Raw genomic sequence first — 14,758 nt, forward strand, 5'->3', positions numbered from 1 at the left:
CGCCCTTGATTAACAGGAATTAAAATGAGCGAAAGCTTTGCAGAACTCTTTGAAGAAAGCCTAAAAACCCTGAATCTTCAGGCTGGCTCGATCATCACCGCTATCATCGTTGATATCGATTACCAAGCTGGTTGGGTTACCGTTCACGCTGGTTTGAAGTCTGAAGGCCTCATCCCGCTGGAGCAGTTCCACAACGACGCTGGCGAACTGAACATCAACATCGGTGATGAAGTTCACGTTGCGCTGGACGCGGTCGAAGACGGCTTTGGCGAAACCAAGCTGTCCCGTGAAAAAGCCAAGCGCGCTGAATGCTGGATCGTTCTGGAAGCAGCCTTCGCAGCAGAAGAAGTGGTCAAGGGCGTTATCAACGGTAAGGTTAAAGGCGGCTTCACTGTCGACGTTAACGGCATCCGTGCGTTCCTGCCAGGTTCTCTGGTTGATGTTCGTCCAGTGCGCGACACCACGCACCTGGAAGGCAAAGAGCTGGAATTCAAGGTCATCAAACTTGACCAGAAGCGCAACAACGTTGTTGTTTCGCGTCGTAGCGTACTTGAAGCAGAGAACTCGGCTGAGCGTGAAGCTCTGCTGGAATCCTTGCAAGAAGGTCAGCAAGTTAAAGGTATCGTTAAAAACCTCACGGATTACGGCGCATTCGTCGATCTGGGTGGTGTCGATGGCCTGCTGCACATTACCGACATGGCTTGGAAGCGTATCAAGCATCCTTCCGAAATCGTCAACGTTGGCGACGAGATTGATGTCAAGGTTCTGAAGTACGATCGCGAACGCAATCGTGTTTCCCTGGGCCTGAAGCAGCTGGGCGAAGATCCATGGGTTGCTATCAAAGCCCGTTACCCAGAAAGCACTCGCGTTACCGCTCGTGTAACCAACCTGACCGACTACGGCTGCTTCGCTGAGCTGGAAGAAGGCGTTGAAGGTCTGGTGCACGTTTCTGAAATGGACTGGACCAACAAGAACATCCACCCTTCGAAAGTCGTACAAGTCGGCGACGAAGTGGAAGTTATGGTTCTGGACATCGACGAAGAGCGTCGTCGTATCTCCCTGGGCATCAAGCAGTGCAAATCTAACCCATGGGAAGATTTCTCTGGCCAGTTCAACAAGGGCGATAAAATCTCCGGCACCATCAAGTCGATCACCGATTTCGGTATCTTCATTGGTCTGGACGGCGGTATCGACGGCCTGGTTCACCTGTCCGACATCTCCTGGAACGAAGTTGGCGAAGAAGCCGTACGTCGTTTCAAGAAGGGCGACGAGCTGGACACCGTTATCCTGTCTGTTGATCCAGAGCGTGAGCGCATCTCCCTGGGTATCAAGCAGCTGGAAAGCGATCCGTTCTCCGAGTACGTACAAGAGAACGATAAAGGCGCAATCGTTAAGGGCATCGTGAAAGAAGTTGACGCTAAAGGCGCCATCATCACTCTGGCCAACGATATCGAAGCGACTCTGAAAGCCTCCGAAATCAGCCGTGACCGCGTTGAAGACGCGCGCAACGTTCTGAAAGAAGGCGAAGAAGTAGAAGCCAAGATCATCAGCGTTGATCGCAAGAGCCGCGTAATCCAACTCTCCATCAAGTCGAAAGATGATGCTGAAGAGAAAGAAGCAATCCAGAGCCTGCGCGACAAGCCAGCTACCTCTGAGATCGCTGCTGGTCCGACCACTTTGGGCGACCTGTTGCGTGCACAAATGGAAAAACAGAACTAAGTTCTGATTGACCATAGAAAAAGGGCGACTTAGGTCGCCCTTTTTTGTGCCTGCGATTTGAGTGAGTGAGTGGGGGAGCGTTTGTATGGGCTTTTTGGTGCTCGGGCAGGCGAGGCTGTGGGTGAGGGCGGGCGCTGCCGCCAGGCTGTCTGAATAAGGCGTTGGGTGGTAGCTGTCTGAGTGTCAGGTGTATTCATGGGGTCGAAGGACGATTGGGGTCGGGTTTGCAGCTTGCAAAGATAAGTCAAATCATGGGCTGTTCAAATTCTTTCGATCATGCTAAAACCTTGGAAGTGCTGATCTAGCTGCTTGAAAAAGAAGGGAAAAATATGACGAAGTCGGAGTTGATCGAACGAATTGTCACCCATCAAGGGCTACTTTCATCCAAGGATGTAGAGTTGGCCATCAAGACCATGCTTGAACAAATGTCCCAATGCCTGGCGACCGGTGATCGAATCGAAATCCGTGGTTTTGGCAGCTTCTCGCTGCACTACCGCGCCCCTCGCGTCGGACGCAACCCCAAGACCGGCCAGTCTGTCAGCCTGGACGGAAAATTTGTCCCTCATTTCAAGCCGGGTAAAGAGCTACGGGACCGAGTGAATGAAGATGAGGAAGGCGACATTTAATCTTTCAGGGAGCAGGAGTTACCTATGCGGAACGTCAAGCGCGCAGTTTTAGTGGTGCTGTCCCTGATCGTCATGTTTGGGGTTGTAATTTTCATGCTCGAAAATCAGCAGCCCACGGCATTGATGTTTTTGGGCTGGCGCTCCCCCGAACTGCCGGAATCGTTGTTTTTCATGGGCGCTTTACTGGCTGGCCTGGCGGCTGGGCCGGTTATAGGTTTCATTGCTTACAGACGAAAGGCAAGCAGGCTAAAGCGCCGGTTGCTGGCGCAATCATAAGTCTTCTTCCTTGGGCTTTCATGCAGTCAGCGTACGTGGCTCAGTCCGCTTGCGCGAAGACGCTGGGAAGGTTTTGTGAGCTGCTTGTCTTCATAAAAAGCACAGCCAGAATAACTCTGTAGATTGAGAATTTTCCTATAGGGCGGTGGGTTGTAATGTTTTGTAATGCTGGCAAAATGCGGACAGTTCTCGATGGACAGAAATTTTTAAGCTTCCTTAGGCAAACAGTGATAGTTAAGCCTGATGATCAAAGTCTCGATTTCAAGCGTTTTTAAAAATTTCTGCATAACGAGCCCACAGTTTCTTAATGAAGGCAGGCCTTGGTTGTGAGTGGCAATTTTCGTATTCCCGTTGAAACATCGTCAAATGAGGTGGATCTGCTCTCCTTGTTTCAGACATTCTGGCAACAAAAGAAGATTATCGTTGCGACGAGTGTGGTGTGTGGTCTGGTGGCATTAGCGTACGCCTGCTTCGTGACACCCGAGTACCAGGTGAGTAGTGTTCTTCGCCCTACAGCGATCAACGAGCTGGATGCGCTCAACCGATCAGGTGTTTATACCTTGCCACCCAGCGAAGCATTGCTAAAAATTGGTTCATTGCTTGAGTCCTATGAAGTACGATTGCGTTTTTTCGAGACGAGCGAGCCGTTATTCAGTCAATTCAAGCGTCCGGGTCGCACTTTGGAGCAGAGCTTTGAAGAGTTCAATCGTGACTCTTTAAAATTACTTCTTCCGGATCCTAAAAAAACGGATTCGCTCAGCGCAGCCATTGGGATGGTGTTGAACTACCCTGAGGGTGTCGACGGTGTGCAAATTCTTAATGGTTTTGTTGATAGCGCAATCACGTTCGCGCGCGAGCAAATTGCTGCGGACCTTAAGGTCATTGTCAATAATCGTCTGACTGAGCTGAAAGGGAAAATTGACGCTGCCCGCTCAAATTATGAGACTGAAAAACAGGTGCGCATGTCAACCCTTCTTGAGAACGACAACCTGAAACGCGCTCAGCTACAGGACGAACTCAAGGCGCTACGCCAACAACTAAAGGTTGAACGTGCGGATCGCATGGCGCAATTGAGTGAAGCCATTGGCATTGCTAAGTCACTGGGTATTCAAAAACCTACGACACCTTCCGCTATGGGGGACTCTGCGCGTGCAGGCGATGTGAGTCTTATGCGCACTGAGATCAATAATCAACAGATACCGTTGTATTTTCTGGGGGTTGATGCGCTTGAGGCCGAGCGTACTTCCTTGCAGCAACGGAAAAACGACGATTTCACCGAAAATAGAATCGCGCAAATAGCTCGCGAATTGCAATTGTTGCAAACCAACCGTGAAGTTGAAGTGCTTAATCAGCGTGAGAATGAAGACTTGTTTCTGAAGGGCGTTGAGCCACTTCGTGCTGAGATTATCCGGTTGGGCGGGGTGAGCTCTATTGACTTTAACAACCTGAAACTGGTCTCAGTTGATCGCAAGGCGATGAATCCAACGAGCCCAATCAAACCTAAGAAGACTTTAATCGTATTGTTGGGGTTCATGTTGGGCGCTCTGCTCGGCATCCTGATTGTTATTGCAAGGCACTTTCTGACTCAGCGTCGCGAAGAGCTTTATAAGCCTTCGGACTACGTGTCTCAAGTTCCTTCGAGCAGTTCGATGAGGCGCAGCGAGATATTGCAAAGCGACCGACGCTGACAAGATATCGGGCTGATACTTTTCAGCCCGGATCTATGGATGAATTGCCTCTTTATGGAGCTGTACCGATAGAAAAGTATGCCTTTCCCAAGGATATATCACTCTATGTCGATCTGTACGGGGCAGGCTTCTTGCTGTCAATTTGCAGGCGATTTTTATGGGCGGGTTGAGAGTTTAAAAACTTTCATTGTTTTGAGCAAGAACCCTCGTTTGGCTGCAAGCATCATTTCAGCGCGTGTATACAGGCCGGCCCCAATTACAGCTCATGCTCAATTTTCCTGGCCATATGAGGGGCTAAGCAATGGGTGCAGAGCCGAAGCGCAGAGGTTTCACGCCGAACCCTGCGCGGCGAACATATTCTTGCGATCCACAGTCCTATCCCGCATAAACAATCAGCCAAAGGCCTGTCGAATGGCAGTCATCGAGGTCATGCGATTGTATCGAGATTGAGCTGTACCAGTGGTCGTCTGATCAATAACATCACGGTCCTGCTGTCTCACAAGAGGCATAATGTGTTTTTCAGCATTTGCATGGCATCTGCTGGGGCTGCATTACAAGAGTGAGGGCTCAAGGGCGGCTTTGTTGAAATGGACGGTGAGCGCTGTATTATTGGTGCAGGTTTTTTAGGGTGCGGCTAGGTTCTTGCTGCGGACGAATAGGATGCTATGCGCACCTGTGCTTCAGGGATGAAGCAATGAACAGAGCACGTGTATTTGCAGTATGGCTAAATAATGGCGCGCCAAGTCTCTGTGCTATAAACCTGGGCTTTTCTTAAATTCGAATTGACTGTATCAATCAACTGAGATCCGCTGATTGAGGGCCGCTCTGTAATGCAGCAGCGCAACGACGCCCATAACAGGGCGACTTATCATTGGCAAACACATTGCACGATGGTAAAACATGGAAGGATTTACATATGAATTACTCATGCCTATAACAAGCACAGTAACTGCCCACGAAACCACCCGACCCAGAGCTGACGACTGGTATCTGGTGCAATGCAAGCCAAGACAAGACGAGCGGGCAGAAGAGAATCTTGCGCGTCAGGGTTATGAGTGCGCGCGGCCCACCTGTCGGCGTGAACGTCTGCAAAACGGACAATTGCAACACCTCGAAGAATCCCTGTTTCCGGGCTATCTGTTTATACACATGCCGTCTGGCGCCAACTGGGCCCCTTTACGCTCAACTCGTGGTGTAGCGCGCGTTGTAGCCTTCGGTGGTCGTCCATTGGCCGTCAGTTACGAGCTGATCCTCAATTTGAAAAGTCGTGCAGAATCCTGCCTGATTTCTGCATTCAGTCCGGGCGAAAAAGTCACCATTTTGGACCAGAGTTTTGCAGGCATTGAATCCATTTTTATGACGATGGACGGCGAAGAACGAGTAATCCTGCTTATCAATTTGATGAATCGTCAGCAACAGATCAGCTTGCCACTAGCCAGTATTGCCAGTCGTTAATTGAATTCTGGCCAGCGGCTGGGCAATGTAAACACAAGCCGTTCTCAGGAAATCGACGATGAATCCTGGGGCGGTAGCGTGCATTTAAGAAAAACGGAATTCATCCCATCACTTACTCGCTCTACGAGTCGTGCATCGGAGTAGTTAAGGAAATGTTTAAAACATGACCACGATCAAACGTAAAGGAATAATTCTCGCTGGTGGTTCAGGCACTCGCTTGCACCCGCTAACGCTGGGTGTCTCCAAGCAGATGTTGCCAATCTATGACAAGCCCATGATCTTTTATCCACTGTCAGTGTTGATGTTGGCAGGCATGCGAGAGATCTTGATAATTTCGACACCTGAAGACTTACCATGTTTCAAAAAACTATTGGGCGATGGCAGTCAATACGGTATCGAACTCAGTTATGCGGAACAACCTAGCCCCGATGGGTTGGCACAAGCCTTTCTCATAGGCGAAGAGTTTATTGGTAACGATTCCGTTTGTCTGATTCTGGGTGACAATATTTTTTACGGCCAGAACTTTTCAGGCCATCTTCGCGCTGCCATGTCTCAAGCAACTGGCGCCACAGTGTTTGGTTACCATGTTTCAGACCCGGAGCGTTTTGGCATTGTTGAGTTCGACAGAAGCGGCCGGGCACTGAGCATTGAAGAAAAGCCATTAAAACCAAAGTCCAACTATGCTGTGACAGGTCTTTATTTCTATGATAATCAGGTCGTTGAAATAGCCAAAAAAATCAAGCCTTCAGCACGAGGTGAGCTGGAAATTACGGATGTCAATCGTGCGTATCTTGAACAAAACAACCTTGTTGTTGAAATGCTGGGGCGGGGGTTTGCCTGGCTGGACACAGGGACGCATGAGTCTTTGCTAGAAGCAAGCCACTTTGTGCATACAATCGAGCAGCGACAGGGGCTGAAAGTGGCTTGCCTGGAAGAGATTGCATTTAATAGTGGTTGGATAACGGCTGAAACCTTGGATGTTCAAGCGCAAAGGCTGAAGAAAACAGGCTATGGGCAGTACTTAACTAAATTGCTGAATGAGAGGAAAGGCGCGTGAAGTTCACCCTGACAGACATCTTCGGTATTGTTATTATCGAGCCGAAGGTTTTTACGGATGAGCGTGGGTGGTTCATGGAAAGTTTTAATCAGCGCGATTTTAATGAGGGGCTTTCTAGGTTGGGACTGCCAGAGCCTCAATGTTTCGTACAGGACAATCAGTCGTGTTCGAAAAAAGGCGTTTTGCGCGGGCTGCATTACCAGCTTGAACCGCATGCCCAGGGGAAGTTGGTTAGTGTTACCCAAGGCGCTGCCTTTGATGTTGCCGTAGACATCAGAAAAGGTTCTTCCACTTTCGGTCAATGGTTCGGAATCGAGTTATCAGCTGTCAATAAAAAAATGCTATGGATTCCCGCCGGTTTTGCCCACGGCTTTCTGGCATTGGAAGATGACACATATTTTAGTTATAAAACCACAAGCTTCTATGACAAGATTTCAGAACGAAGCTTGCTATGGTCTGACGTTGCCCTGAATATTGACTGGCCGTCTTTAAGTTCGTATCTAATCAGTGACAAGGATAGGCGAGCTCCATCCCTGTCTAATGCAGCTTTGCTGTAAAAGGTATGTCGCAGTTGAATATGTCTGTGTCCTAGAAATATGTTGCGATTAAGAATGCGCTGATGGCGGATCATTTGTTCGCACCGTGATGTGCGATAAATTCGAACCAGTATTCGATGGCGAGTATGCGTAAAGTTTGCTTCGTGTAGGGGAATTGCTTTGAACGACAAGCCTGTATTTGTAACGCAACCTTATTTGCCTGACCTTTCAGAGTTTTTACCTTACCTGGAAAGTATCTGGGAAAGCAAAATACTTACGAACGGTGGGCCAATGCATCAGCAATTGGAAGCTGAGCTGTGTGAATATTTGGGGGTTGAGCATATAGCACTGTTCAATAACGGAACAATTGCATTGTTGACGGCTTTACAAGCCTTGCGTATCACAGGGGAGGTAATTACGACCCCTTACTCGTTTGTAGCCACTGCTCACTCGTTACTCTGGAACGGTATAAAGCCTGTCTTCGTTGACATCGATCCCATTACATTGAACATGGATCCGACTAAAGTTGAATCGGCAATAACCCCCCTCACAACGGCGATATTGCCTGTGCACTGTTACGGCCATCCGTGTGATGTAGGCGCCATCCAGGCCATTGCTGATAACTATAATCTGAAAGTTATTTATGATGCTGCTCATGCGTTTGCGGTGAAAGATAGTGGTGGTAGTGTACTGAGGCATGGCGATTTGAGTGTGCTTAGTTTTCACGCGACCAAAGTCTTCAATACCTTTGAAGGTGGGGCGATCGTCTGCCCGGATGCCAAAACGAAGCAGCGCATTGAGCACTTGAAGAACTTTGGTTTTGTTGACGAAGTGACAGTTGTTGCGCCAGGTATCAATGGAAAGATGAGCGAGATCAACGCAGCCTTCGGTTTACTCCAGTTAAAGCATATCGATACTGCGTTATGCTTGCGTGGCAAGATAGATGCTCTGTATCGAGTAGGTCTCGCGGGAGTGAAAGGAATCAAGGTTGTAGAAGAGAGTGGGCAAGACAAAGCTAATTTCTCATATTTCCCTATATTGATTGAAGAAGATTACCCGCTGAGTCGAGATGAGTTGTATGAGAAGTTCAAGTCAATAAACATTTTTGTGCGACGCTATTTTTACCCACTCATTAGTGATTTTCCAATGTATCGTGGACTGCCCTCCTCAAATAAAGTTAATCTTCCGGTAGCGGACAGTGTCTCACAGCGCGTTCTCTGTCTTCCTATTTATCCAGCGTTGCAGCTTGATCAAGTGGAGCAGATTATTGCTTTTGTCAGACAGCAATCCCCAGCGTGAGTCACTAACGTTTAATCAGTTGGTTTGGAGTTTATTTCACTAGAGGTTTTAACTTGAGCTTTAAGCGTAATGTAATAGCCAGTTATATCAGTCAGATTTACACGGCGGTCATTGGTATCGTCATGCTTCCCTTCTATATAAAACTTATGGGAAGCGAAGCGTATGGCATGATAGGTTTCTTTACGATGCTTCAGGCTTGGTTTGCTTTGTTGGACCTCGGTTTAACACCAACGATTGGCCGTGAAACGGCTAGATTTAATGCTGGAGCATTGGACGTTACTGCATTCAGAAGGCTATACCGGTCACTCAGTTGCATTTTTGTGGGTGTGGCTGTGCTGGGCGCTGTGCTCTTGTATTCTCAGGCTGCAAATATTGCAAACCACTGGTTGAAGGTGGAAGTGGTTTCGGTCTATGACATTAAAACAGCTCTTGAGATCATTGCGGTCTGTGTGTCGTTACGTTGGTTGGGGGGGCTGTATAGAGGGATCATTACGGGGTTTGAGCAGTTAGTGTGGCTGAGCGGCTTTAACCTGATTGTGGGCACGCTAAGGTTTGTCTTGGTTATTCCGGTGATGGCGTATTTCGGATATACACTCTTCGTATTTTTCAGCTATCAGTTGTGTCTTGCTTTAGCTGAATGTATAGGCTTGTGGGTCAAAAGTGTACGGCTGCTGCCTGCTTTGACCAAGGTTGAAAGAGCGGTGTTGGGCTGGTCATTCAAGCCTGTTAAACCCGTCTTGAAATTTTCATTGAGCATTGCTTTTACTTCAGCCGTTTGGGTGTTGGTGACTCAAACGGACAAGCTGGTACTTTCAAGTATCCTACCACTAGCCGATTATGGGGTTTATACATTAGCCGTACTGGTTGCCAGCGGAATCATGATAATCGGGGCACCCATCAGTCAAGTTTTGATGCCACGAATGGCCAGCCTGCATGCCTCAGGGAAGCATGATGAGGTCGTGGCGATTTATAAATCAAGCACCCAGATAGTTACAGTGATCGCAGGTGCAGCTGCTATCACATTGATCTTTTGTGCCAAATCGTTGCTTTATGTATGGACGGGAAGCTTGCAGGTTGCTGAGCAAGCAGCACCGATTTTGCAACTCTATGCTGTCGGTAATGCGTTGCTCGCAATTGGTGCATTCCCCTATTACATGCAGTATGCACGAGGAAATCTGTTCTATCATTTACTCGGTAATGCACTGATGGTTGTAATTATTATTCCGTTGATTGTGATCGCTGCAAAAAATTATGGTGGTGTTGGCGCGGGTTACGTCTGGTGTGGCATGAATGTGTTATATCTGTTTTGTTGGGTAGGATATGTCCACCGAAAGATCATGCCAGGCGTACATGTTGAATGGTTATTACTTGATGTATTAAAGATTTTTATCCCCGCCTTATCAGGTGGCTTTTTAATAAGTTTTCTGTTTCCGGTGTCTGGAGGTACAGCACTTAGCGTGGTTCATGTGTTGGCTGTTGGCGGGGCGGCATTAATCATATCAATCTTTGCATCTCCTTTTGTGCGACATCTAATACTTACCAGGATGGCGAGATGAACAGTGTGGTTGTGAAAGGCGGGGTGTCGAAACCCCCAAAATTATCTGTTTGCGTCGTAACGTATAATCACGAGGCTTATTTGCGTGACTGTTTGGAAAGTATTGTTCGGCAAGCAGTCGATTTTGATTATGAAATTATTATCGGTGACGACGCATCGACAGATCATACGCGTGAAATTATTCATGAGTTTAAGGCCCGATACCCGGGCGTGGTGAAGGCTGTATTTCATGATCGTAATATCGGCTCCACAGCAAACTACACTGCTGTTCACGCTGCGGCTAAAGGCAAGTATATAGCTCATGTAGACGGTGATGATTTGATGTTGCCAGGAAAGCTGCAGTGCCAGGTCGATTATTTAGATGCTCATCCGCGTTGTAATGTTGTGTGGCATCAGGTCACTTTTTTTAATGAGGCCGGTGATGCGTGCGTTATGCCCACGCTGGCTTCAAGCGTATTAAATGTGGAGCTGTATACCAGAGATCTGATGCTCTGTGGTTCAGTGGCGGCTCACAGCTCTACTATGTATCGGGCTGAAAAGTTTTTCCTGCACGGTCCTTCAACTGAAGAGTTAATTGACTGGTACATTTTGATTCGTCTTATCGATGATGGCTATGGAATTGTGCTGAATGCTAATCTGGGTAAGTACAGGCTGCATGCGGGAGGGTTGTCCAGCGGTGCAAAAGCGACATTAAAAATGCGTCGTTTTTTTTGTGATAGTCAACTTAAAATACTTCGTTTGCACCCTGAGTATTCGAGAGAAGTTGCTGCGTGCTCTTTGATGACAACCTTGTTGGATGCTGTTTTTTTACGCAAGTGTTTCGTGCTCTCGTTGAGGGTCTTTCTACGCGCCAGATCGCTGCCTAGGTTCAGGGATATTTTGAAATTGAAAGGGCTGTACCTTGCCAATAGGCGGCCTGTTTAATTCTAGGGGGTGGCCATATTATATAGTTTCCGTATTGTGATAATGATTATTTTTGGCGGTTCTTATGGTGTATTTATCGGGGTTAGGGCTTTTATATTTCTCATGGATTGTGGAGACATTTACTCGATACAAAGGTAATTTCTTTTATTGTTTATCTCTAATATTTTGCGGTGCGCTAGCCGTTTTGCGCGGCCAAGTAGGCACGGATACTCATAATTATGAGGTGATCACAAGTAGTTTTCGTGAGGGAGCCGGTATTGACGGGTGGGAGCCTGGTTTTATATGGGGTGTAAAATTTTTACAAGTATTTTTCTCCTCTGACTCTGTGGTGATCAGATTAGTCTCTTTATGTTTTACGCTGGCCTTGATTCGTCTTGTCTTTAAAGGTGGGAGAGACTGGCGATACTTTATTATGATTTTCTTTGTGCCGGGTTACTTCTTCTCCTACAGTATGAACGTACTGCGGCTTGGGTTGGCCACACTGATGATGTTTTACATGGTGGTGACTGTTATCGAGGGGGATAAAAGAGTCAAGGCTACGCTGCTTGGTGTTGCCGCGGTGTTGTTCCAGTATTCGATTGTTTTTTCACTGTTTTTTATTGGCGTGACCTCGATCAAGTTTTGGCAGGGTAAGCGGTTATACTGGGTTCTAGCAGCCTGCTGCCTAGCGATTGGCTTCCTGTTTCTGAAAATTGACTATGTAATATTCAAACTCGATACCTATTCAGACAGTGAATATGTGAATGTGGGTGGTTTTTCCGGTTTGAGTATCGTTGTCGTCATGTGCATCATTCTCGTGGGTGTAATATTTTCTAACTTGCCACGTACTGCAAAGGGTAAATTGGTATGCCTGGGTGGTGGGATGATGCTTGTGTTTTACCTCATGGCTTTTTATAGCTATGCCGGGTTAAGACTGCTTGATCTATTAAGTGTCAGTTTGGCTTTGGCGGCCGTTGTACTGCATGCGCAAGCGGAAGAGGAATTTAATACCTTTTTCAAAGTCAGTCTTTTTTTAGCTGGGCTTACGTCTGCTCTTTTCACCGCCAAGGGCTTTATACAGTTTGAGGGGGTAGGTGATAGTCCTTTTTTACCTTATCATTTCTTTGGCAATGATTGTGTTGCTACAGTGTTGTCCATCTGTGAATAAATAATTATGCATAACAAAATGAAGAAAAGACTGGTAATCGTAACAACCGTTCCCGAGACGTTGGTTTCAATTTTAAAGGGACAGCCCAGATTTTTGAATGGTAAATTTGATGTGTCTTTAGTGAGTTCGCCCGAAGTTGATGCGGGGAAACTTGAAGCATCAGAGGGAGTTCCGGTTTACCCCGTGCCAATGTTCAGAGGCATAAGTTTGTTCAAGGATTTGATTTCTGTAGTCAATATGATTTTTCTGTTGCACCGGCTAAAGCCAGATGTTGTTCATTCGTACACCCCGAAAGCAGGGCTGGTGGCCATGGTCGCCGGCTTCGTTTGCAGAGTCCCTGTCAGGATTCATACTTTTACAGGGCTGATTTTCCCTACTCAGAGAGGATTCAAGCAGAAACTGCTGATTTGGGTCGATAGGTTGATTTGTCTGTGCGCCACCAAGGTTGTACCAGAGGGTAATGGCGTAAAAAAAGACTTGATCGCGTTCAATATAACGTACAAACCAATGAAGGTCATTGGGCATGGCAACGTCGCCGGTGTGGATTTCACCTACTTTGACAAGGCGTCTCCTATCGTCCTTGAGCAAGCGCATTGTTTGAGAGAAACATTGGGTATCTCCAAGGATGACTTCGTATTTTGTTTCATTGGGCGATTGAATAATGACAAGGGCTTGTCAGAGCTTGCAGCAGCCTTCCAGCAACTTCATGCGCGTGCTCATCTGATTGTGGTTGGGGGTATTGATACCAGCGCTCCTGTAGACGCAGAGACCCTCTCGTTTCTCGAGAGCAATGAGTATATTCATTTATTAGGTCATCAGGAAGATGTCCGGCCAGCACTTAGTGCTTGCACTGTCCTGGTGTTGCCAAGTTACAGAGAGGGGTTTCCCAATGTGCTTTTACAAGCCGGTGCGATGGGTAAAAGTGCAATTGCTACGGACATTAACGGATGCAATGAAATCATCGAGTCAGGGGTTAATGGTTGGCTGGTTCCAGCCCGGAAAATTGATCCTCTTTTAAATGCAATGTGCGAAGCGCTCAACATCCCTGCCTCCAAACTTGTAGAAATGGGGGGCGAGGCATTTACTCGGGTCGCAAGTTGTTTCGATCAAAAAGAGCATTGGCAACGAATGGTGTTTTTTTATAATGAGGAATTACGAGTTGAAACGACTATTTGATGTGGTGCTGGCCTTTATAGGCCTGATTGTTCTTTCCCCCGTTTTGCTCATTGTGTCTCTTTTGGTTCGTCTGAAGCTGGGAGGACCTGTTTTCTTCACTCAGACGCGTCCGGGGCTGAATGGCCAACCCTTCAAAATGATCAAGTTTCGCACGATGAAAAACGGTGTCGACAAAAACGGAAACCTTCTACCTGATACTGAGAGAATGACGGATTTCGGTCAGTTATTGCGATCTACAAGCCTGGACGAACTTCCTGAGTTATGGAATGTATTAAAAGGGGATATGAGTCTGGTGGGGCCACGCCCCCTATTGATGCAGTATTTGCCCTTGTATTCTCGGGAGCAGAATCGCAGGCATGAGGTGAAACCCGGCGTCACTGGGTGGGCTCAAGTAAATGGCCGGAATTCACTTAGTTGGGATGATAAATTCAAACTTGACACCTGGTATATTGATAACAGGTCGCTGTTGTTGGATGTCAAGATACTTTTCTTGACCGTTAAGAAAGTGATTGCGAGGGATGGAATCTCGCAAGTGAATAATGTCACCATGGAGCCCTTTACGGGCAGTGTGGTGCCGCTGCAAAAAAATATGAACGATAAGGAACTGTTATGAACGATATAATTTTACGTTTGATTGAAGAAGCCATGGAAGCAGATGAAAACACTATCTCACTTGGTCAGCCTTTGGATTGGGATTCTGTTGCGGTCATTACGTTCATGTCACTGGTCGACGAGCGCCTGAATAAAACTGTTTCTGCTGATCGCTTGAACAAATGTGAAACTGTGGATGACGTTCTGGGACTCTTTGCGGCTTAAATGTTAAGGTGTCACTAAGCAGTGGAGTGTGTGCTCAGCTGGTCTGCCAGCTGGGCATGTTGAACATACTCGGTGTGGGGATTATATGTTGGATTTATCTTGAGTGCGGGTCGGTTTGACGACGAGTCAGATACCAGTTCGGTATGTGTATACTTGGTCCTGTTGTTTTACTATGCTTGTCTGAGTTTACTCGGATATAGAGTTCAGAACCTTGATGGTGTCGCTTTGAATTCGTAGCTTTTTATTTTTAGTATATTATTCAGGATGAACTGCTTCAAGCTATCACAGGGCGCAGTTAAGTAATGCACCGTCAGAGTTCAGGGTGTGAAGGGAGCATCAGTGCTTTAAGACTAGGAGGCGCCGGGTTGTGAAGAGGTTAGGATAAGAATGTCTTCTATCTTGATCTTGCTATGTCGCATTTTGCCAGAGCGATATCCAGTTTGCCTTTATAGTTTGATTTTGCTTAAACGGTTTTATATGTAAG

14 protein-coding genes are annotated in these 14,758 nt (G+C 47.1%); all 14 read left to right on the forward strand.

The window, feature by feature from the left end; translation table 11 throughout:
- The first annotated feature begins 24 nt into the window (after nucleotides 1–24).
- Nucleotides 25–1,719, forward strand: coding sequence for a 30S ribosomal protein S1 (gene rpsA / locus ACZRMS_RS03885; RefSeq protein WP_059764129.1), 1,695 nt, complete (start codon nucleotides 25–27; stop codon nucleotides 1,717–1,719).
- A 329-nt stretch (nucleotides 1,720–2,048) separates the two neighbouring features.
- A complete protein-coding gene (gene ihfB / locus ACZRMS_RS03890) occupies nucleotides 2,049–2,345 on the forward strand; it encodes an integration host factor subunit beta (RefSeq protein ID WP_201189606.1) in 297 nt (98 codons plus the stop codon).
- A 24-nt stretch (nucleotides 2,346–2,369) separates the two neighbouring features.
- Nucleotides 2,370–2,621: a DUF1049 domain-containing protein gene (locus tag ACZRMS_RS03895; protein ID WP_463994205.1), complete on the forward strand. Its 252-nt coding sequence runs from the start codon at nucleotides 2,370–2,372 to the stop codon at nucleotides 2,619–2,621.
- Nucleotides 2,622–2,947: 326 nt separating this feature from the next.
- Nucleotides 2,948–4,309, forward strand: a complete 1,362-nt coding sequence (locus tag ACZRMS_RS03900; RefSeq protein WP_463994206.1) for a Wzz/FepE/Etk N-terminal domain-containing protein — start codon at nucleotides 2,948–2,950, stop codon at nucleotides 4,307–4,309.
- 927 nt (nucleotides 4,310–5,236) lie between these two features.
- A complete protein-coding gene (gene rfaH, locus ACZRMS_RS03905) occupies nucleotides 5,237–5,764 on the forward strand; it encodes a transcription/translation regulatory transformer protein RfaH (RefSeq protein ID WP_463994338.1) in 528 nt (175 codons plus the stop codon).
- A gap of 163 nt (nucleotides 5,765–5,927) precedes the next feature.
- A complete protein-coding gene (rfbA, locus tag ACZRMS_RS03910) occupies nucleotides 5,928–6,821 on the forward strand; it encodes a glucose-1-phosphate thymidylyltransferase RfbA (protein WP_463994207.1) in 894 nt (297 codons plus the stop codon).
- The gene (gene rfbC, locus ACZRMS_RS03915) at nucleotides 6,818–7,378 is read left to right on the forward strand and encodes a dTDP-4-dehydrorhamnose 3,5-epimerase (RefSeq protein ID WP_463994208.1); all 561 of its coding nucleotides are present in this window, start codon (nucleotides 6,818–6,820) and stop codon (nucleotides 7,376–7,378) included. The genes rfbA and rfbC overlap by 4 nt, the downstream gene beginning before the upstream one ends.
- A gap of 159 nt (nucleotides 7,379–7,537) precedes the next feature.
- Nucleotides 7,538–8,656 (forward strand): DegT/DnrJ/EryC1/StrS family aminotransferase, encoded by a 1,119-nt coding sequence (locus ACZRMS_RS03920; RefSeq protein ID WP_463994209.1) that lies wholly within the window; start codon nucleotides 7,538–7,540, stop codon nucleotides 8,654–8,656.
- A gap of 53 nt (nucleotides 8,657–8,709) precedes the next feature.
- On the forward strand, nucleotides 8,710–10,212 hold the full coding sequence (locus ACZRMS_RS03925; protein WP_463994210.1) for an oligosaccharide flippase family protein: 1,503 nt from the start codon (nucleotides 8,710–8,712) through the stop codon (nucleotides 10,210–10,212).
- Nucleotides 10,209–11,135 carry a glycosyltransferase family 2 protein gene (locus ACZRMS_RS03930; RefSeq protein ID WP_463994211.1) on the forward strand — a complete coding sequence of 309 codons (927 nt, stop codon included), beginning with the start codon at nucleotides 10,209–10,211 and terminating at the stop codon, nucleotides 11,133–11,135. Before ACZRMS_RS03925 ends, ACZRMS_RS03930 begins: the two co-directional genes overlap by 4 nt.
- Nucleotides 11,136–11,187: 52 nt before the next feature.
- On the forward strand, nucleotides 11,188–12,282 hold the full coding sequence (locus ACZRMS_RS03935) for an EpsG family protein (RefSeq protein ID WP_463994212.1): 1,095 nt from the start codon (nucleotides 11,188–11,190) through the stop codon (nucleotides 12,280–12,282).
- Between the two features lie 18 nt (nucleotides 12,283–12,300).
- Nucleotides 12,301–13,458: a glycosyltransferase family 4 protein gene (locus tag ACZRMS_RS03940; RefSeq protein WP_463994213.1), complete on the forward strand. Its 1,158-nt coding sequence runs from the start codon at nucleotides 12,301–12,303 to the stop codon at nucleotides 13,456–13,458.
- Nucleotides 13,442–14,071 carry a sugar transferase gene (locus ACZRMS_RS03945; protein ID WP_463994214.1) on the forward strand — a complete coding sequence of 210 codons (630 nt, stop codon included), beginning with the start codon at nucleotides 13,442–13,444 and terminating at the stop codon, nucleotides 14,069–14,071. The genes ACZRMS_RS03940 and ACZRMS_RS03945 overlap by 17 nt, the downstream gene beginning before the upstream one ends.
- Entirely contained in the window at nucleotides 14,068–14,274 is a 207-nt protein-coding gene (locus ACZRMS_RS03950; RefSeq protein ID WP_463994215.1) for a phosphopantetheine-binding protein, read from the forward strand. Before ACZRMS_RS03945 ends, ACZRMS_RS03950 begins: the two co-directional genes overlap by 4 nt.
- The last annotated feature ends 484 nt before the right edge of the window (nucleotides 14,275–14,758 follow it).

The organism is Pseudomonas sp. B424 (genome assembly GCF_055408345.1).